Source organism: Delftia sp. WSY_7, from assembly GCF_043104845.1.
GTDB lineage: Bacteria > Pseudomonadota > Gammaproteobacteria > Burkholderiales > Burkholderiaceae_C > Comamonas > Comamonas tsuruhatensis.
This window is the reverse complement of the sequence record NZ_JBICLB010000033.1, coordinates 444,833-461,694: the sequence shown is the minus strand read 5'-3', so window position 1 is coordinate 461,694 and position 16,862 is coordinate 444,833. Positions and strand designations below refer to the sequence as shown.

Annotated in this window: 20 protein-coding genes and 1 tRNA gene; 13 read left to right on the top strand and 8 right to left on the bottom strand. The window is 67.5% G+C overall.

What is annotated here, in order from left to right; genetic code table 11:
• Positions 1-113 precede the first annotated feature (113 nt).
• Entirely contained in the window at positions 114-1,118 is a 1,005-nt protein-coding gene (locus ACF8ME_RS14255) for an alpha/beta hydrolase (protein WP_392417051.1), read from the top strand.
• A 46-nt stretch (positions 1,119-1,164) separates the two neighbouring features.
• The gene (locus tag ACF8ME_RS14250) at positions 1,165-2,028 is read left to right on the top strand and encodes a YbgC/FadM family acyl-CoA thioesterase (protein WP_013802704.1); all 864 of its coding nucleotides are present in this window, start codon (positions 1,165-1,167) and stop codon (positions 2,026-2,028) included.
• 35 nt (positions 2,029-2,063) lie between these two features.
• On the opposite strand, the gene ACF8ME_RS14245 is transcribed toward ACF8ME_RS14250, so the two are convergent.
• Positions 2,064-3,011 (bottom strand): YgfZ/GcvT domain-containing protein, encoded by a 948-nt coding sequence (locus tag ACF8ME_RS14245; protein ID WP_392417049.1) that lies wholly within the window; start codon positions 3,009-3,011, stop codon positions 2,064-2,066.
• A 46-nt stretch (positions 3,012-3,057) separates the two neighbouring features.
• Between ACF8ME_RS14245 and mltG the strand changes: the two genes are divergently transcribed.
• The 6 genes from mltG to ACF8ME_RS14215 all read left to right on the top strand — a co-directional run bounded on the left by mltG (position 3,058) and on the right by ACF8ME_RS14215 (position 7,974).
• Positions 3,058-4,059: an endolytic transglycosylase MltG gene (gene mltG / locus ACF8ME_RS14240; protein ID WP_392417048.1), complete on the top strand. Its 1,002-nt coding sequence runs from the start codon at positions 3,058-3,060 to the stop codon at positions 4,057-4,059.
• A 69-nt stretch (positions 4,060-4,128) separates the two neighbouring features.
• Entirely contained in the window at positions 4,129-4,815 is a 687-nt protein-coding gene (gene tmk, locus ACF8ME_RS14235) for a dTMP kinase (RefSeq protein ID WP_016452861.1), read from the top strand.
• Positions 4,812-5,861 carry a DNA polymerase III subunit delta' gene (locus tag ACF8ME_RS14230; protein WP_016446818.1) on the top strand — a complete coding sequence of 350 codons (1,050 nt, stop codon included), beginning with the start codon at positions 4,812-4,814 and terminating at the stop codon, positions 5,859-5,861. Before tmk ends, ACF8ME_RS14230 begins: the two co-directional genes overlap by 4 nt.
• Before the next feature lie 128 nt (positions 5,862-5,989).
• Complete coding sequence (locus tag ACF8ME_RS14225; protein WP_016446819.1) at positions 5,990-6,349, top strand: PilZ domain-containing protein; 360 nt, start codon at positions 5,990-5,992, stop codon at positions 6,347-6,349.
• 96 nt (positions 6,350-6,445) lie between these two features.
• Entirely contained in the window at positions 6,446-7,252 is an 807-nt protein-coding gene (locus ACF8ME_RS14220; RefSeq protein WP_016446820.1) for a TatD family hydrolase, read from the top strand.
• Positions 7,249-7,974 (top strand): ankyrin repeat domain-containing protein, encoded by a 726-nt coding sequence (locus ACF8ME_RS14215; protein WP_016446821.1) that lies wholly within the window; start codon positions 7,249-7,251, stop codon positions 7,972-7,974. The genes ACF8ME_RS14220 and ACF8ME_RS14215 overlap by 4 nt, the downstream gene beginning before the upstream one ends.
• Positions 7,975-8,029: 55 nt before the next feature.
• Here ACF8ME_RS14215 and msbA read toward each other — a convergent pair whose 3' ends face one another.
• Complete coding sequence (gene msbA, locus ACF8ME_RS14210) at positions 8,030-9,847, bottom strand: lipid A export permease/ATP-binding protein MsbA (RefSeq protein ID WP_154834477.1); 1,818 nt, start codon at positions 9,845-9,847, stop codon at positions 8,030-8,032.
• A gap of 189 nt (positions 9,848-10,036) precedes the next feature.
• Between msbA and tolB the strand changes: the two genes are divergently transcribed.
• From tolB to ACF8ME_RS14185, 5 genes are all read left to right on the top strand, one after another.
• The gene (gene tolB, locus ACF8ME_RS14205) at positions 10,037-11,356 is read left to right on the top strand and encodes a Tol-Pal system beta propeller repeat protein TolB (RefSeq protein ID WP_016446823.1); all 1,320 of its coding nucleotides are present in this window, start codon (positions 10,037-10,039) and stop codon (positions 11,354-11,356) included.
• A 78-nt stretch (positions 11,357-11,434) separates the two neighbouring features.
• Positions 11,435-11,977 (top strand): peptidoglycan-associated lipoprotein Pal, encoded by a 543-nt coding sequence (gene pal / locus ACF8ME_RS14200; RefSeq protein WP_016446824.1) that lies wholly within the window; start codon positions 11,435-11,437, stop codon positions 11,975-11,977.
• Positions 11,977-12,759: a tol-pal system protein YbgF gene (ybgF, locus tag ACF8ME_RS14195; RefSeq protein WP_034363943.1), complete on the top strand. Its 783-nt coding sequence runs from the start codon at positions 11,977-11,979 to the stop codon at positions 12,757-12,759. The genes pal and ybgF overlap by 1 nt, the downstream gene beginning before the upstream one ends.
• On the top strand, positions 12,759-13,586 hold the full coding sequence (locus tag ACF8ME_RS14190; RefSeq protein ID WP_392417044.1) for a ThiF family adenylyltransferase: 828 nt from the start codon (positions 12,759-12,761) through the stop codon (positions 13,584-13,586). The genes ybgF and ACF8ME_RS14190 overlap by 1 nt, the downstream gene beginning before the upstream one ends.
• Positions 13,587-13,654: 68 nt before the next feature.
• A tRNA-Lys gene (locus ACF8ME_RS14185) sits at positions 13,655-13,730 on the top strand.
• A gap of 72 nt (positions 13,731-13,802) precedes the next feature.
• Here the strand turns inward: ACF8ME_RS14185 and ACF8ME_RS14180 are convergent.
• From ACF8ME_RS14180 to ACF8ME_RS14155, 6 genes are all read right to left on the bottom strand, one after another.
• Positions 13,803-14,741, bottom strand: a complete 939-nt coding sequence (locus tag ACF8ME_RS14180; RefSeq protein ID WP_392417042.1) for a tyrosine-type recombinase/integrase — start codon at positions 14,739-14,741, stop codon at positions 13,803-13,805.
• 98 nt (positions 14,742-14,839) lie between these two features.
• Complete coding sequence (locus ACF8ME_RS14175) at positions 14,840-15,076, bottom strand: hypothetical protein (RefSeq protein ID WP_392417041.1); 237 nt, start codon at positions 15,074-15,076, stop codon at positions 14,840-14,842.
• The gene (locus ACF8ME_RS14170) at positions 15,073-15,336 is read right to left on the bottom strand and encodes a hypothetical protein (protein ID WP_088164961.1); all 264 of its coding nucleotides are present in this window, start codon (positions 15,334-15,336) and stop codon (positions 15,073-15,075) included. Before ACF8ME_RS14170 ends, ACF8ME_RS14175 begins: the two co-directional genes overlap by 4 nt.
• A complete protein-coding gene (locus tag ACF8ME_RS14165; RefSeq protein WP_392417040.1) occupies positions 15,333-15,533 on the bottom strand; it encodes a hypothetical protein in 201 nt (66 codons plus the stop codon). The genes ACF8ME_RS14170 and ACF8ME_RS14165 overlap by 4 nt, the downstream gene beginning before the upstream one ends.
• Positions 15,530-16,234: a hypothetical protein gene (locus ACF8ME_RS14160; protein ID WP_392417038.1), complete on the bottom strand. Its 705-nt coding sequence runs from the start codon at positions 16,232-16,234 to the stop codon at positions 15,530-15,532. Before ACF8ME_RS14160 ends, ACF8ME_RS14165 begins: the two co-directional genes overlap by 4 nt.
• Positions 16,227-16,823 (bottom strand): hypothetical protein, encoded by a 597-nt coding sequence (locus ACF8ME_RS14155; protein WP_392417036.1) that lies wholly within the window; start codon positions 16,821-16,823, stop codon positions 16,227-16,229. The genes ACF8ME_RS14160 and ACF8ME_RS14155 overlap by 8 nt, the downstream gene beginning before the upstream one ends.
• Positions 16,824-16,862 lie beyond the last annotated feature (39 nt).

Sequence of the window (16,862 nt, the reverse complement as noted above, 5' to 3'; positions counted from 1 at the left end):
GGGCGTGCACTGCCATCGCATGGCTGCCAGGGCCTTGTGCTCGCGGCACAATGCCTGCTGCGCGGCGCCTGCCGTGCCTTGCCAGATGGCTCCGATCGAACCTGTCCCTGAACTTGCTCCTGAACGTGCCCCAGCCCGAATCCCGCCCCCACGCCACGCCGCTGCCGGCGTCCCTGACCCACCAGATGCGCGATGTGCTGCGCCGCATGGAGCGCGCCGCACGCACGCCCATGCACCAGCTGGGCGCCGAGGGTGCGCGCGCCGCCTATGAGGCGGGCGCCGGCGTGCTCGAAATTCCCAAGCCCGTCCTGCCGCGTGTCGAGGACCTGCAGATTCCCGCGCGCGATGGCGCCTTGCTGCCCGCTCGGCTCTATGCGCCTGAGGAGCGTGCCCAGGCACCGGCCTCTGGCCTGCCCATGCTGCTGTACCTGCATGGCGGCGGCTTCACCGTGGGCAGCGTGGCCACGCACGACGTGCTGTGCCGCCAGTTGGCCCACCTCTCGGGCGCCATGGTGGTCTCGCTGGACTACCGGCGTGCGCCCGAGCACAAATTCCCCACGGCCCACAACGACGCCTGGGATGCGCTGCAATGGCTGGCTTCGCAGGGCGCCTTGCTGGGCGCCGACCCTGCACGCCTGGCCGTGGGCGGCGACAGCGCGGGCGGCACGCTGGCCGCAGCCTGCGCCATCCATGCGCGCGATGCAGGCCTGAAGCTGGCCCTGCAACTGCTGATCTACCCGGGCACGACGGCCCACCAGGACACTGACTCGCACCGCCGTTTCGCCCACGGGCTGGTCATTGACGAGCCGGCCATCACCTGGTTCTTTGCCCAGTACCTCAACAGCCCTGCCGACCGCGAGGACTGGCGCTTCGCCCCGCTGCTGGCGCCTGACGTGGACGGCGTGGCCCCGGCCTGGATAGGCCTGGCCGAATGCGACCCGCTGGTGGACGAGGGCGTGGAATACGCCGACAAGCTGCGCATGTCGGGCGTGCCCGTGGATCTGGAGATCTACCGGGGCGTGACCCATGAATTCGTCAAGATGGGCCGCGCCATTGCCGAAGCGCGCCGTGCACATGCCGACATGGCGCGCGCCTTGGCCGACGCCTTCGCGGCCTGAGAGCCAGGGCACCCAAGACACCCAAGACAACAGGAGAGAAAAACCCATGCAACGCCAAGATTTCCGCACGCTGCAACGCATCGAAGTGCGCTGGTCCGAAGTGGACGCCCAGAAGATCGTCTTCAACGCCCACTACCTGATGTACGCCGACGTGGCCGTCACCGACTACTGGCGCCAGCTGGGCATGCCCTATGAGTCATCCTTCGCGGCCCTGGGCGGCGAGCTGTTCGTCAAGAAGGCCACCACCACCTACCACGCATCGGCCACGCTGGGCGACGTGCTGCATGTGGGCATACGCTGTGCCAGGCAGGGCAATACCTCGCTGTTGTTCGAGGCCGGCATCTTCCGGGGCATGGAACTGCTCAACACCGTGGAACTGGTCTATGTGTTCGCCGATGCCACCACGCGCCAGCCGCTGCCCGTGCCGCAGCAGCTGCGCGACGTGCTCACCGCCTATGAGGCAGGCCAGAGCGTGGTGCGCGTGGCATCGGGCAGCTGGAACGACCTGGGCCGCGACGCCGAGCGCCTGCGCCTGGCCGTGTTCGTGCACGAGCAGGGCGTGCCGCGCGAGATCGAGATCGACGAGTTCGACCCCGTGGCCCGCCACGCCGTGGTCTACAACGGCCTGGGCCAGCCCATTGCCACCGGCCGCCTGGTCAGCGACAGCCCCGGCGCGGGCAGGATCGGCCGCATGGCCGTGGACCGCAGCGTGCGCGGCGGCCGCTGGGGCCGCATCGTGCTGGATAGCCTGGTGGAGGCCTCCCGCCAGCGCGGCGACCGCGAAGTCGTGCTGCACGCGCAGCGCCATGCCGAGTCGTTCTACCTGCGCGCGGGCTTCACGCCCGAGGGCGAGCCCTATGAAGAGGCCGGCATTCCCCACATCACCATGAGGAAAGTGCTCACCGCCTGAGCTGCAGGCAGCTCAGGCGGTGCAAGGCCCAAATCTCAAATGTCCTCGCGCAACGCGTAGGGCAGGGGCTTGAGTTGCAGCGCCAAGGCCTGCGCGGCATCGGCGCGCTGGCCCTCGCCCAGGGCGGCGTGGGCCAGCAGGCGCTGCTCAGCCGAGCTGATCTGCATGGAGACAATGGCGTCCCAGCCCCCGCCGGGCGCCGGGGCGGCCTGGACCACGGTGCCGGTGGCCTGCTCCAGATCCTCGGGCGTGAAGACTTCCATGCCGGCTGCCAGCGGCTGCTGGGCATGGGCGATGTAGGCGCGGCGCTTGAGCGTGCCCCGGAACTGGCTGCGGGCCACCACCTCCTGGCCCGGGTAGCAGCCCTTCTTGAAGTTCACGCCTTCCACCGATTCGTAGTTGAGCATCTGCGGCACGAAGGCATCGACCACGGGTGTCGACAGCGTGGCGATGCCGCTGGCGACTTCGCTCCAGAGCCAATCGGCCTCACTGAGTGCGGGGCCTTCGGGCAGGGGCGCACCGACAGGGGCCACGCGCAGGGCGCGCGGCTGGCCGGCGGCCGGGTACAGGGCGATCAGGCTGGCGTCGCCGTCATCGGTCTTGGTCCAGGGCACGGCTGCCGGGCCCAGGGCCTGTACGGCGGCATCGCCAGCCAGCCCGTGGAGCGTGAATTCGGCCGTGGCGTCGCTGAGCTTGCACTTGGCGCGCAGCACGAACATGGACAGGCGCTTGAGCGTGGGTGCCAGCAGGCTGCGGTCGCACAGCAGCAGGATCTCGTCCTTGCTGCGCTTGAAGCCGATGAAGCTGGCCAGCATGCGGCCCTTGGCCGTGCAGAACGCCGCCAGACGCGCATGCTGCAGATCGAGCAGCGCGAAGTCGTTGGTCAGTTGGCCATGCAGGAATGGGGCGGCGTCTTCGCCGAGGGCGCGTATCACGCCGAGATGGGAAACGGGGGCGATGCCGTTCAGTAAAGGCTGGGTCATGGCTGAATTATGATCAGCCGCTCTATTGCTTGCTTGGACCGAGGTTGTGCGCTTTATCTTTCGCGCTTTGATGATGCTGCTGGTGCTGGCAGCCGTGCTGGCCGGTGCCGGCTGGTGGTGGCTGAACCAGCCCCTGCCGCTGTCCCAGCCCACGCTGGAGCTGGAGGTCGAACCCGGCACCACGCCGCGCGGCGTCGCCCGCGAAGTGGTCAAGGCCGGGGTGCAGACCGATGCGCGGCTGCTGTACGCCTGGTTCCGCGTCTCGGGCCAGGACCGGCAGATCAAGGCCGGCAACTATGAACTGACCACGGGTCTGACCCCCTATGTGCTGCTGCAAAAGCTCGCGCGTGGCGAGGAATCGCTCAAGGCGCTGACCCTGGTCGAGGGCTGGAACTGGCGCCAGGTGCGCGCAGCCCTGGCTCGCGAGGAATTCCTGCGCCAGGAAAGCGCGGGCATGGACGATGCGGCCCTGATGCAGGCCCTGGGCCGTCCCGGGGTGGCGCCGGAGGGCCGGTTCTTCCCCGATACCTATACCTATGCCAAGGGCAGCTCCGACCTGGCCGTGCTGCGCCGGGCCCTGCATGCCATGGACCGGCGCCTGGCCGATGTCTGGGCGCTGCGCTCGGCCGACACGCCACTCAAGAGCCCCGACGAGGCCCTGGCCCTGGCCAGCATCGTCGAGAAGGAAACCGGCCGCGCGGCCGACCGTGCCCAGATCGCAGGCGTGTTCACCAACCGCCTGCGCATCGGCATGCTGCTGCAGACTGATCCCACCGTGATCTACGGCCTGGGCGAGAAATTCGACGGCAACCTGCGCCGCCGCGACCTGCAGACCGACACGCCCTGGAACACCTACACCCGCGCGGGCCTGCCGCCCACGCCCATCGCCATGCCCGGCAAGGCCGCCCTCATGGCCGCCGTGCAGCCCAGCCAGACCAAGGCGCTGTATTTCGTGGCGCGCGGAGACGGCACCAGCCATTTCAGTGCCTCGCTGGACGAGCACAACCGCGCCGTCAACCGCTACCAGCGCGGCCAGCAAAAGCCCTGAGCAAAAGCCCTGAGATATTCCCCAGGGCTGCTGCGCTCTGCGCAGCGCTTGCGTATCCTCTCTTTCCATATGACCACTGCAACTCCCGCCGGCCTGTTCATCAGCTTCGAAGGCATCGATGGCGCCGGCAAGTCCTCGCACATCGCGTCGCTGGCCCAGGCTTTCCGTGACCAGGGCCGCACGGTGACGCTCACGCGCGAGCCCGGCGGCACGCCGCTGGCCGAAAAGTTGCGCGCGCTGATGCTGCACGACGCCATGGACCCGCTGACCGAGGCGCTGATCGCCTTTGCCGCGCGACGCGACCACCTGGTGCAGGTGATCGAGCCCGCGTTGGCGCGCGGTGAGGTCGTGCTCTGCGACCGCTTCACTGATGCCACCTTTGCCTACCAGGGCGCAGGCCGTGGCTTCGACCTGCAGCCGCTGGCCACGCTGGAGCGCATGGTGCAGACGGGCACCGCCCCCCAGCCCGATCTGCTGCGCGAGCCCCACCTGACGCTCTGGTTCGACCTGCCCGCCGAGGTGGCCGCCGAGCGCCTGGCCTCGGCCCGCGTGCCGGACCGCTTCGAGTCCGAACCCGGCAGCTTCTTCGCCCGCGTGGCCCAGGGCTATGCGTCGCGCGCTGCAGCAGCGCCCCAGCGCTTTGCCCGCATCGACTCCAACGCCAGCCGGCATGCGGTCTGGCAGCAGATCACGCAGGTCATGGTGCGCCGGGGCTGGCTGGCCATCATGGTCGGCGGCCAGGGAGGTGCGGCATGAACGAAGCCCTGCCACAGCCGGCCGAGACCGACACCTCCTGGATTGCCGAACAGCGCACACGCCTGCTCGCACAGCGCGGCCATGCCTGGCTGCTGCAGGGGCCTTCGGGCCTGGGGCAGTACGCGCTGTCGCTGTCACTGGTGCGTGCCTGGCTGTGCGAGTCGCCGTCGCCGCAGGGCGCCTGCGGCCACTGCGGCAGCTGCCATGCCATCGACGTGCGCGCCCATGCCGACCTGTGCGTGCTCATGCCTGAGGTGCAGATGATGGCGCTGGGCTGGCCCCTGCCCGAGAAGGCCCAGGCCGACATCGACGACAAGAAGCGCAAGCCCAGCAAGGAAATCCGTGTCGAGGCCATGCGCGACGCCGTGGAGTTCTGCCAGCGCACCAGTGCGCGCGGGCGCGGCAAGGCCGTGCTGGTCTATCCGGCCGAGCAGATGAATGCCATCACGGCCAATGCGCTGCTCAAGACGCTGGAGGAGCCGCCAGGCGATGCGCGTTTCGTGCTCGCCAGCGAGGCATCGCACCAGCTGCTGCCCACCATTCGCAGCCGTTGCCTGATCCACACCATGGCCTGGCCGGATCAGCAAGAGGCCCTTTCCTGGCTGGACACGCAGGGCGTGCCCCCTGAAGCGGCCGCCGTGGCGCTGCGCGCAGCAGGCGGGCGGCCCGGCGATGCACTGGCATTGGCGCAAAGCGGTGGCGGCAGCGACATGGCGTCGTGGTCACAGCTGCCGCGTGCGCTGGCCAAGGGCGATGTGGCGGCCCTGGCCGCCTACGCGCCGCCCCATGCCGTGGAGGCCTTGCAAAAGATCTGCCACGACCTGATGGCGCTGGCCGCAGGCGCCGCGCCGCGCTACTTCACGCCGGCCGACCTGCCTTCGCGGCCGCTGGACATGGGCCTGCTGGCCGAATGGTCGCGAACCCTGGCCCAGGCCGCGCGCACGGCCGACCATCCCTTCAACGCAGGCCTCATGGCAGAAGCCCTGGCCGCAGAGGCGCGGCGCGTGCTCATGTCCGGCCAGCCTGCCCGCCAGCGCCGGGCATGAAGGGCGGGGCACGGGAGAACATGGCCAGGCGCTTTTCGCCACATGAAAGCCCGGCCTGTTAACCTACGGCCCTGGGCCCGGTGCCGATTGCGCCGGCCGCTCACCGAACCAATGTCTGCAAACCATCCATGAGCACCGCACCCTCCACACCCCGTCCCAGCGTGATGCAACTGGCGATCAAGGAAAAGGCCGCGCTGTACGCCGCCTACATTCCCATGTTCGCCGAAGGGGGCGTTTTCGTGCCCACGCAGCGTGAGTACCGTCTTGGCGATGATGTCTACGTGCTGCTGACCCTGCCCGACGAGCCCCAGCGCTATCCCGTGGCCGGTCGCGTGGCGTGGATCACGCCCGCACGCGCCTCGGGCAACCGCACGCAGGGCATAGGCATACAGTTTCCCAAGGACGAGAAATCCGCCGAGCTCAAGGCCAAGATCGAGAACATCCTGGGCGCGGCGCTGAGCTCGGACAAGGCCACGCAGACGGTCTGATGGCTGCACCTGTTTCAGGTGCACCTGCCTGCCATGCATGCCGACAGGGAGGACAGCTCCCGGGTCGGCATGGCTGTTTCTGAACCACGAGATTCCATGTTTACCGATTCCCACTGCCATCTGAACTTCCCCGAGCTGCAAAGCCGCCTGCCCGAGATCCGCGAGGCCATGGCGGCCGCGCGTGTCACCCGCGCGCTGTGCATCTGCACCACGATGGAGGAGTTCGGCGATGTGCACCAGCTGGCGCTGGACCACGACAATTTCTGGGCCACCGTGGGCGTGCACCCCGACACCGAACACATGACCGAGCCCAGCGTGGGCGACCTGGTGGAGCGCGCCGCGCTGGCGCGCGTGGTCGCCATCGGCGAGACGGGCCTGGACTACTACGGCATGGAAGACCGCAAGGGCGGCCGCACCATTGCCGACCTGGAGTGGCAGCGCGAGCGCTTTCGCGTGCACATCCGCGCGGCGCGCCAGACGCAAAAGCCCCTGGTCATCCACACCCGCAGTGCCTCGGACGACACGCTGGCCATCCTGCGCGAAGAAGGCGAGGACGGCTCGGCAGGCCAGGCCGGCGGTGTCTTCCACTGCTTCACCGAGACCATGGAGGTCGCGCGCGCGGCGCTGGACCTGGGCTACTACATCTCGATGTCGGGCATCGTCACCTTCAAGAACGCCCAGCACCTGCGCGACGTGGCCGCCTTCGTGCCGGCCGACCGCCTGCTGATCGAGACCGACAGCCCTTATCTGGCGCCCGTTCCCTATCGCGGCAAGACCAACAATCCGTCGTATGTGCCGTACGTGGCCCAGCAGATTGCACAGGTGCGCGGCATTCCGGTCGAGGAGGTGGCGGCCCTGACCAGTGCCAACTTCGATCAGCTTTTCAAGGGGGTTGTCGCATGAGACTGAATGCTGCGGCCGTCGGCCGCGTGGACCGTCGCCGCTGGCTGGCCCGGGCCGGCCGCGCCCTGACGGCCGTGGCTGCAGCCGGTGCCGGGCTGGCGCACGCCAGCCAGTACGACGACTACGTGCGTGCCATCGTCAGCGACAACGAGCGCGCCATGGTCAACCTGATCTTTCGCGGCTTCGATCCCAACACGCGCGACACGCGCGGCCGCCCGGGCCTGGTTGCGGCCCTGCACCAGGGCTCCCTGGGCGTCTTCGACGTGCTGCTCAAGTCCCCCGGCATCAAGGTCAACGAAGCCTCGCAGCAGGGCGAAACGCCGTTGATGATGGCCTGCATCAAGGGTCACCTGGACCTGGCCAAGGAACTCATACGCCGGGGCGCCGATGTCAACCGCCCCGGCTGGACACCGCTGCACTACGCCACCTCGGCCGACCTGCCCCAAACGCTGGACATCATCAAGCTGCTGCTGGACAAAAGCGCCTACATCGACGCCGAATCGCCCAACGGCACCACGCCGCTGATGCTGGCTGCCCAGTACAGCAGCGAAGCCGTGGTGGACCTGCTCATCGCCGAAGGCGCCGACGTCATCCTGCGCAACCAGCGCGGCTTCACCGCCGCCGACTTCGCCAGGCAGGTGGACCGCCAATACATGGTCGACAAACTCACCAAGGCCATCAAGGCCGAACGCAAGACCCAGCCCTCGCGCGGGAGCTGGTAGCCGCCAGCTGCAAGCCGCAAGCGAAAGCGGCATGGCCGCCCCCACTCCTGTCCGCTCAGGTGGCGTGGTTCCTGCTCAACCTGGCATACAGCCCGTCGCGCGCCAGCAGTTCGGCATGCGTGCCTTGCTCGGCGATGCGGCCGCGCTCCATCACCACCACACGGTCGGCATGTTCGATGGTGGACAGCCGGTGGGCGATGACCAGGGTCGTGCGGCCCTGCATCAGCCGTGTCAGCGCCTCCTGCACCAGGCGCTCGGATTCGTTGTCCAGTGCCGAGGTGGCCTCGTCCAGGATCAGGACCGGCGCATCCTTGTACAGCGCCCGCGCAATCGCCAGCCGCTGGCGCTGGCCGCCGGACAGCTGGCTGGCGTTGTGGCCCACCACCGTCTGCAGGCCCTGGGGCAGGCCGCGCACGTGCGAGCCCAGGTTGGCGGCGTCCAGCGCCGCCCACAGCAGTGCCTCGTCTTCCACGCCACCCAGCGCCACATTGGCGGCAATGGTGTCGTTGAACATCACCACGTCCTGGCTGACCATGGCGAACTGCTGGCGCAGGGCGGCCAGATCCCATTCGGGCAGGGGGGTGCCGTCCAGCAGCAACTGCCCATCCGTGGGCTGCAGAAAGCGCGGCAGCAGGTTCACCAGCGTGGTCTTGCCCGCGCCGGAGGGGCCGACCAGGGCCACTACCTCGCCCGGGCGCACGCGCAGGTCCACATGGCTCAGGGCGGGCGCCTTGTCCTCGCCAAACTGAACGGACACGTCGCGCAGCTCGATCTCGCCACGCGCCTTGCCGGGCACCTGGGTGCCGCCGGTCTCGTCGCCCGAGCCTTCGAGCAGATGCAGGCCGCGCTCCAGCGCCGCCACGCCGCGCGTGATGGGGTTGGCCACATCGGCCAGGCGGCGGATGGGGGCAATCAGCATCAGCATGGCCGTGATGAAGGCCGCGAAACTGCCCACCGTCACATCCTGCACATTGGCCGCGGTGGCTCCCGTGCCCCGGCTTTGCCACAGCGCGATGCAGATCACGGCCGACAGGGCAGCAGCGGCCAGCAGTTGGGTCAGCGGCGTCATCGCGGCAGAGGCGATGGTGGCCTTGATGGCCAGCTTGCGCAGTTGCCCGCTCAGGCCGCCAAAGCGCTTTTGCTGGCCCTGCTGCGCGCCATGCAGGCGCACCATGCGGTGGGCCAGCACGTTCTCCTCCACCACATAGGCCAGGGAGTCCGTGGCTTCCTGGCTGATCTTGGTGATGCGGTACAGGCGGCGCGACAGCGTCTTCATGATCCAGGCCACGCCCGGCACCACGGCGGCCACCACCAGCGTCAGCTGCCAGTTCAGATACAGCAGGTAGCCCAGCAGCGCCACCAGGGTGAAGCCATCGCGCGAGATGCCCAGCATGGCCTGCACCAGCAGGGTGGAGCCGGTCTGCACCTCATAGACCACGGTGTTGGACAGCGATGAGGCCGACTGGCGCGAGAACAAGGCCATGTCGGCCGCCAGCAGCCGCTCGAACAGGCGCCTGCGCAGCGCCAGCATGCCCTCGTTGGCAATGCGCGCCAGCGCGTACTGGCCCACGAACTGCGACAGGCCCCGCACCAGGAACACGCCGATGATGGCCAGCGGCACCGACCACAGGGGCAGCGTGCCGTCGGTGAAGCCGCTGTCCAGCAGCGGCTGCAGCAATGCCGGTATCAACGGCTCGGTGACCGCACCCACCAGCGTGGCGGCCACGGCCATCGTCCAGGCCAGGCGCTGACCACCAAAATAGGGGGACAGGCGCTTCAGGCGCTGCGACAGGGTCAGGGTGCTGGCGAGATCATGGGCCGCCGGTGCGGCGGACGGCGCAGGGGCCGGCGGCGGTGAGGATGGTGCGTGCATGAAGCGCGGATTTTACGGCGGGCTTGCCTGGGGCTGCCCCATGGGGAACCGATGCGGCTGGCGGGGATCGACAAAGCCTGGGCCGACAGACCCTACAGTGCACGTTCTTACATCGTGACGCATCCAGTGTGTGTAACATTCGCACCTGTGCAAGTACCGGGGTCTTCCCGTAGATATTGATGAATGCCAATGACTATTGACCGACTCCTTTCTCCTTCCTCCCTGGCGGCCGTGCCGCGCCCTTCGCGCCGAACCCTGCTGGCCGCTCTTGCCTCCACTCCTGCAATTCCCGCGCTGGCCCAGTTCCGCGTCGAAGTGACGGGCGTGGGCCTGACCCAGTTGCCCATCGCCATTGCAGCATTCAAGGGAGAAGGGCAGGCGCCCCAGAAGATCTCGGCCATCATCCAGGCCGACCTGGAGCGCAGCGGTCAGTTCCGCGCCGTGGACACGGCCGGCGTGCAACTCGATGAAACCTCGCGCCCCGATGTCGCCATGTGGCGCCAGAAAAGCGCAGATTCCCTGGCCGTGGGCAGCATCACGCGCCTGGCCGATGGCCGCTACGACGTGCGCTTTCGCCTCTGGGACGTGGTCAAGGGCCAGGACCTGGGCGGCCAGGGCTTTGCCGTCACCACCGGCGACCTGCGCCTGGTGGCCCACCGCATCTCCGACTACATCTACGAGAAACTCACGGGCGAGAAAGGCGTGTTCTCCACACGCATCGCCTACGTGACCAAGGCAGGAAGCAACTACCGCCTGTGGGTGGCCGATGCCGATGGCGAGAACGCGCAGTCCGCCCTGTCCAGCCCGGAACCCATCATCTCGCCTGCCTGGTCGCCCACCGGCACCCAGCTGGCCTACGTGTCCTTCGAGTCGCGCAAGCCCGTGGTCTATGTGCACGATGTGGCCAGCGGCCGCCGTCGCCTGGTCGCCAACTTCCGGGGCTCCAACAGCGCGCCGGCCTGGGCGCCCGATGGCAACTCGCTGGCCGTCACGCTCAGCCGTGATGGTGGTTCGCAGCTGTACCTGATCAGCGCCCAGGGCGGCGAGCCCCGCCGCCTGATGCAAAGCAGCGGCATCGACACCGAGCCGAACTTCTCCAGCGACGGCCGCTCCATCTACTTCGTCAGCGACCGTGGCGGCGCCCCGCAGATCTACAAGGTGCCGGCTTCCGGCGGCAGCGCGGAGCGCGTCACCTTCACCGGCAACTACAACATCTCGCCCAGTGTCAGCCCCGATGGAAAGTGGCTTGCGTACATCTCGCGCGTGGGCGGCGGCTTCAAGCTCCATGTCATGGACCTGGGCACCGGCACCGTGAATGCCATCACCGACACCACGGCGGACGAAAGCCCCAGCTTCGCTCCCAACAGCCGCCTGATCGTCTACGCCACGCTGCAGCAGGGCCGCGAGTCCCTGATGACCACCACGCTGGACGGCAAGATCAAGGCGCGGCTGGCAGGGCAGGGCGGAGACATCCGCGAGCCCGACTGGGGTCCGTTCCAGCGCCAGTGATAGCCCGGCTTCCTCGATTTCTTTTCAGTCAACAAGTCAACTCAGCACGAAGTCCATCCGGACATACGGAGATTTTTCATGATCACCATCAAACGACTTTCCCTGGCACTTGCAGTCACCGCACTCATGGCAGGTTGCAGCTCGGGCGTCAAGCTCGACGAAACCCCGGTCACCGACGCGGGCGCCTCCAGCACGGGCCAGGGCAGCGGTGCCGGCACCGGCAGCACCTCGCAAAGCGGCATCTCGGGCGTGGACCTGACCGGCTCGGCTGCCGACAAGGCAGGTCCCCAGGGCGTCAGCCGCATCGTCTACTTCGACTTCGACAGCTACGTCGTCAAGGCCGACGCCCAGCCCCAGATCGAAGCCCATGCACGCTTCCTGAAGGCGTCTTCTGCACGCAAGGTCCAGATCGAAGGCCATACCGACGAGCGCGGCGGCCGCGAATACAACCTGGCTCTGGGCCAAAAGCGCGCCGAAGCCGTGCGCCGCTCGCTGGGCCTGCTGGGCGTGAGCGACGCGCAGATGGAAGCCGTGAGCTACGGCAAGGAAAAGCCTGCCTCCGAAGGCCATTCCGAAGACGCCTACGCGCAAAACCGCCGCGCAGAACTGTCCTACCGTTGATGAACATGCAGCGCTCCCCGATCCTGCATCGCACCGCGCTGCGCACGCTGCTGGCTGCCGGCCTGATGGCCGGCTACGCCGCCAGCGGCCATGCCGCGCTGTTCGGCGATGACGAGGCGCGCCGCGCCATCCTGGAAATGCGCCAGCGTGTCGACAGCATGCAGCAGTCGCAGCAGCGCATGACCGAGGAAAGCGCGCAAACGCGCCGTGGCCTGCTCGAACTGCAGTCGCAGATCGAGCAGCTCAAGTCCGAGCAAGCCAAGCTGCGCGGCCAGAACGAGCAGCTGCTGCGCGATGTGGCCGAGCTGCAGCGCGGCCAGCGCGACATCGCCAAGGGCGTGGACGAGCGCCTGCGCCAGTTCGAGCCGGTCACGGTGACGGTGGACGGCCAGGAATTCGCGGCCGACCCGGCCGAGAAGCGCGACTTCGAAGCCGCGCTGGCGCAGTTCCGCGCCGGCAGCTTTGCCGAAGCCGGCACGGCATTCTCGTCCTTCCTGAACCAGTGGCCCAAGAGCGGCTACGTGCCCTCGGCACGCTTTTGGCTGGGCAACGCGCAGTACGCCAATCGCAACTACAAGGACGCGATCTCCAACTTCCGCGCGCTGCTGGCGGCAGCCCCCATGCATGGCCGGGCGCCGGAGGCGGCGCTGTCCATCGCCAACTGCCAGATCGAGATGAAGGACACCAAGGGCGCGCGCAAGACGCTGGAAGACCTGATCAAGGCCTATCCCAACGCCGAAGCCACAGCCGCGGCCAAGAACCGTCTCGCCAGCCTCAAGTGATGAGCGATACGGCCTCTTCATCCCCTGCGGGAGAAGACAAGACAGCGCCTGAAGCAGGCGCTGTTTTTTCTGATGCCGACCTGCAGCGCCGCTTCGGCGGCCTGGAGCGCCTGTATGGCGTGCCGGGCGCCGCGCGCATCCGCGCCGCGCACGTCGTCGTGGTGGGCATCGGCGGCGTAGGTTCGTGGACCGCCGAGGCGCTGGCGCGCAGCGGTGTGGGCGAGCTCACACTCATCGACATGGACCATGTCGCCGAGTCCAACATCAACCGCCAGATTCACGCGCTCTCCACCACCGTGGGCCAGGCCAAGATCGAAGCCATGCGCGAGCGCATTGCCCAGATCAACCCGGCCTGCCGCGTGCACTGCATCGACGACTTCGTGGATCCGGACAACTGGCTGCACCTGCTGCCCCAGAACGCGGACGCCGTCATCGACGCCTGTGACCAGGTCAAGGCCAAGACTGCCATGGCCGCCCATGCGCGCGCCACGCGCCAGTGCTTCATTTCGGTCGGAGCGGCCGGCGGCAAGCGCCTGGCGCACAAGGTGGACATCGAAGACCTCAGCGCCACCACGCACGACCCCCTGCTGGCCCAACTGCGCTACCGCCTGCGCCGCGAGCATGGCGCACCCAAGGAAGGCAAGCGCATCGGCATCGCCTGCGTCTTCAGCCGCGAGGCCGTCGCCCCGCCCGATGCCTCTTGCGCCATCGAAGGCGACGGCACGCTCAACTGCCACGGCTACGGCTCGGTGGTAGCCGTCACCGCCACCTTCGGCCAGTGCGCCGCAGGCTGGGTCATCGATCAACTGAGCCGCATCAAGAATTGAGGCGTAAAATTTGGTGCTAGAATCTATGTCTTCGCTGAGCAGCATCTGATGCATGCAAAGCGTGGTTCGGGTCTTTAGCTCAGTCGGTAGAGCAGCGGACTTTTAATCCGTTGGTCGCGAGTTCGAATCTCGCAGGACCCACCAACAAACACGCGGAAGCCGCGCTATCGTAAAGGTAGCGCGGCTTTTGTTTTATTCCCAATTTGGGAATAGAGGTCAGCCCAGGGACTGTCGTTTTGAGACCTTCGAGCGGTCGTAGACCCGGGCCGTGGTGGCCGAGCTGGCGTGAAGCTCGGGCAGGGCGCCATACCGTGCCTTGTGCTGGGTGGTGTAGTAGGCCCGAAGATCGTGGAAGGTGAAACGCCTGCTGATCACCTTGGTCTCCAAGGCCTCGACCATCGCCCGCTGCCAGCCCGTGGTGAAGCCCGATTCGGTGAGCGGGCTACCGTGCTGGTTGATGAAGACGTGCAGCGATGTCTCGGGACGCGGCAGCTGCAGCAGCCTTTTGGCCAGGTCCAGCATGGCCGGACCCATGGCGATGTTCTCGGCCCGCTTGGTGCCGCCGTGCTGCTTGGCGCGCATCAGCCGGATCTCGCCGGCCTGCATGTCGATCTGCGGCACCTGCAGGGCCAGGAACTCCACGCGTCGCGAGCCAGCCAGGGCGGCAAACTCCGCCATCAGGGCCAGGGTCTTGCGCGCAGGGCTGCCGGCCTCCAGCCAGTCCAGGAACGCGCGCAGCTCGGCCGGCTCCGGCGCCTCTGTCCGGGCTCGCTCGCTGTTTTTCTTGACCTGCTTGCATGGGTTGGCGTCGATCAGCCCGCGCTCGATGGCCACGTTCATCAGGTTGGAGAGCAGGGCGATCTCTCGGTTGCCCCGGACGGGTGCGTCTGCACGCTCCACGCGCAGGAACCTGGCGATGTCGGTGGGACGCACCGCGGCGGCAGGCACCTCGCCCATGACCTCGATGAGCTTCACGCTATAGGACTCGTAGTCCTTTTTCGTGCGCTCCCCCAAGACCGTCCAGCGCGCGGTCTTCTGGTACAGGCCCCAGAGCTCGCGTATCGTGCCCTGGGAGTTGGGCGCGTGGTTCATCTCCAGCACGGCCTGCATGGCCGCCGTGCGGTCGGTGCCCAGGTTGATGGGCTTGCCGCCCACCGGGTGATATCGGTAGGTGACAAGCCCATTTTTGCGAGGCCGGGCCTCCATCCTCGGCAGCAGGCCGAAGCCTGATGCTCGCTCTCTTCTGCGACCCATCACTTACTCCATTTGAATCCGCGTTCGGACGCGGACGGCTTTTTGTTGTTGAGCTTTTCGTCCGCCATGGTGCGGCCCACCAGGGGCAGTCCATCCGGACGGATGCCGGCTATCGGGAGGCCCAGCACCTGCTCGATGTACCGGCGCTGGGCGAAGCGCTGCTTCAGGGGCTTGCAGAGGCCGTCGATCTCCTCTTCGGTCAGGTAGAGGCTGGTGGTGATGGCTTCTGCTGTCACGGCTTGGGCCCTCCTATCGTGCGCTGGGGGCGTTCGGCCCGGGTGCTTGGGCGCCGGCCCATCTCTTCGCGCAGCTTGTTCGCCTTGCGCAGGGCACGACGGGCACGCGCCAGTTGGGCCTCATCTTCAGCGAGATGCTCGGGGTATACGCCCTCCAGCTTGCGGGTGGCCTCGAGGATGTCCGCCATAGCCTTGACGGCATGCCAGAGCGCTGTGGTGTCCTCCCGCGTGAGGCGGTTTTCTGCTCGGCGGCCGGTCATTGATCAGTCTCCCGAGAGGGGCAGGCGCACTGCGGCGGGGTGGCGCCATCGGCCTCGGCCTTCTTTCCACGCTCCTTTGCGGCCAAAGCGATCTGAGCCACGTCAGTGGCAAATATGACCACCATGCAGACGCAGAACGCGAAAATGCCACGCCGGATTGATTTCCAATTCTTCTCGTGATCAAAAGGGGTGCTCATGGGTGAATCTCCTGGATCTGCTTGCGCGCCACGTTGAGCACGCCGGCCGCTTGGTTCAACGTGCCGGCCGTCTGCGGGTAACGCTTCGAAGCGGCCTCCATTTCCCCCAGCCGGCGAGACAGCAGGGCCAGGATGTCGGTATGCATGGCCTGCCGGCCGGCGTTGAACTCATGGCTGGCGAGCCCGCGCACCAAGTCCTGCACGGCCTCCTGGCCCTCGCCAGGATGTGGTTCGGTGCTGGTCGTCTGGTCCAGGGCCTGCTGGATGCGGGCCGCCAGCTCAGCCGACGGCGACGTGCCCTGAGCCATGCAGGACTGCGCCAGGGCCAGCAGATCCCGGGCCTGGGCGCCCGCGATGTGTGCAGCCTGCAGCTCGGCCTGCAGCACTGCCACCTTGGCGCGAGCCTCGGACAGCTTCTCGAACGGGATTTCATGGCGGCCATCGGCGGCCAGCACCACGGGCACCGCATCGCCCACCACCTGCTTGGCGTGCGTGCGCAGGGCCGTGTATGCCTGGGCAATGGGCTGCAGCGCCCCGTCCGTGGCACGGCCGGCCGGCTTGGCCAGGGCGCGCGCCATCATGTGCAGCAGGTGGTGGGTCAGCGCTTCGTGCTGCTCCAGCCAGGCTGAGCCGTTGAGCGTGCGCGGCGCCATGGCCAGGAGGGCCTGGGCGCTTGTCTTGGGTTTGCGTGCTTCAGCCAAGGCACAGCCCTCCGGCGAAGATGTGTTGCAGTTCCTTCAACGGCGGCGTGCCCGCTTCCGCCGGGTCTTCGCCATGCAGTCGCCCTGCGGAGTAGACGATCTCGGAAAGCTGAGCAATGCGAGCCGCCAACCCATGGAAGACGGGCTGCGCATCAAGGTCCAACTGATCGGCCAGCCGCACCATGGTCTGCGCCAGGCGCTGAACTTCGTAGTTGGCACTGCAGGCGAGCTTCCGCCATTCGACCTGGTCCTGTTGCTGGGCTGCTGGTGCTGCTGCGTCTGCCATCAGCTCGGCCACGGGCATGTCCGCGATCCAGGCCAGGTCGGCCATGGCCTGGTCCAGCAGCTTCTTGGCTTCGGCAGGTTCTGCTGGTCCGGGAGCACGGCGCGCGGCCTTGATCAAGGCCACGATATCGAAGGCAAAGTCGCGTGCACTGGACAGATCGTTGATGAATCTCTCGGCATAGTGCTCGATGTCATCTTTTGCCGTGAGCAGCAGCCTCACTGGCTCGCATCGCTCAGTTTTGTCGGGCCAGCAGTTGCTGGAGACTTCCAAGGAAGAACCTATGCGGAAGAAGGTCGCCAGCATGCTGGCAGGCGTGCGTATGGGGTCGGTGGTCCCGGAAGC

Excerpts from the sequence above, each read along its gene's own strand:
- ACF8ME_RS14250 (WP_013802704.1), top strand. The coding sequence starts at position 1,165 with ATGCAACGCCAAGATTTCCGCACGCTGCAACGCATCGAAGTGCGCTGG.
- ACF8ME_RS14245 (WP_392417049.1), bottom strand. The coding sequence starts at position 3,011 with ATGACCCAGCCTTTACTGAACGGCATCGCCCCCGTTTCCCATCTCGGC.
- tmk (WP_016452861.1), top strand. The coding sequence starts at position 4,129 with ATGACCACTGCAACTCCCGCCGGCCTGTTCATCAGCTTCGAAGGCATC.
- ACF8ME_RS14230 (WP_016446818.1), top strand. The coding sequence starts at position 4,812 with ATGAACGAAGCCCTGCCACAGCCGGCCGAGACCGACACCTCCTGGATT.
- ACF8ME_RS14225 (WP_016446819.1), top strand. The coding sequence starts at position 5,990 with ATGAGCACCGCACCCTCCACACCCCGTCCCAGCGTGATGCAACTGGCG.
- ACF8ME_RS14220 (WP_016446820.1), top strand. The coding sequence starts at position 6,446 with ATGTTTACCGATTCCCACTGCCATCTGAACTTCCCCGAGCTGCAAAGC.
- ACF8ME_RS14215 (WP_016446821.1), top strand. The coding sequence starts at position 7,249 with ATGAGACTGAATGCTGCGGCCGTCGGCCGCGTGGACCGTCGCCGCTGG.
- msbA (WP_154834477.1), bottom strand. The coding sequence starts at position 9,847 with ATGCACGCACCATCCTCACCGCCGCCGGCCCCTGCGCCGTCCGCCGCA.
- tolB (WP_016446823.1), top strand. The coding sequence starts at position 10,037 with ATGACTATTGACCGACTCCTTTCTCCTTCCTCCCTGGCGGCCGTGCCG.
- pal (WP_016446824.1), top strand. The coding sequence starts at position 11,435 with ATGATCACCATCAAACGACTTTCCCTGGCACTTGCAGTCACCGCACTC.
- ybgF (WP_034363943.1), top strand. The coding sequence starts at position 11,977 with ATGAACATGCAGCGCTCCCCGATCCTGCATCGCACCGCGCTGCGCACG.
- ACF8ME_RS14190 (WP_392417044.1), top strand. The coding sequence starts at position 12,759 with ATGAGCGATACGGCCTCTTCATCCCCTGCGGGAGAAGACAAGACAGCG.
- ACF8ME_RS14170 (WP_088164961.1), bottom strand. The coding sequence starts at position 15,336 with ATGACCGGCCGCCGAGCAGAAAACCGCCTCACGCGGGAGGACACCACA.
- ACF8ME_RS14165 (WP_392417040.1), bottom strand. The coding sequence starts at position 15,533 with ATGAGCACCCCTTTTGATCACGAGAAGAATTGGAAATCAATCCGGCGT.
- ACF8ME_RS14155 (WP_392417036.1), bottom strand. The coding sequence starts at position 16,823 with ATGCTGGCGACCTTCTTCCGCATAGGTTCTTCCTTGGAAGTCTCCAGC.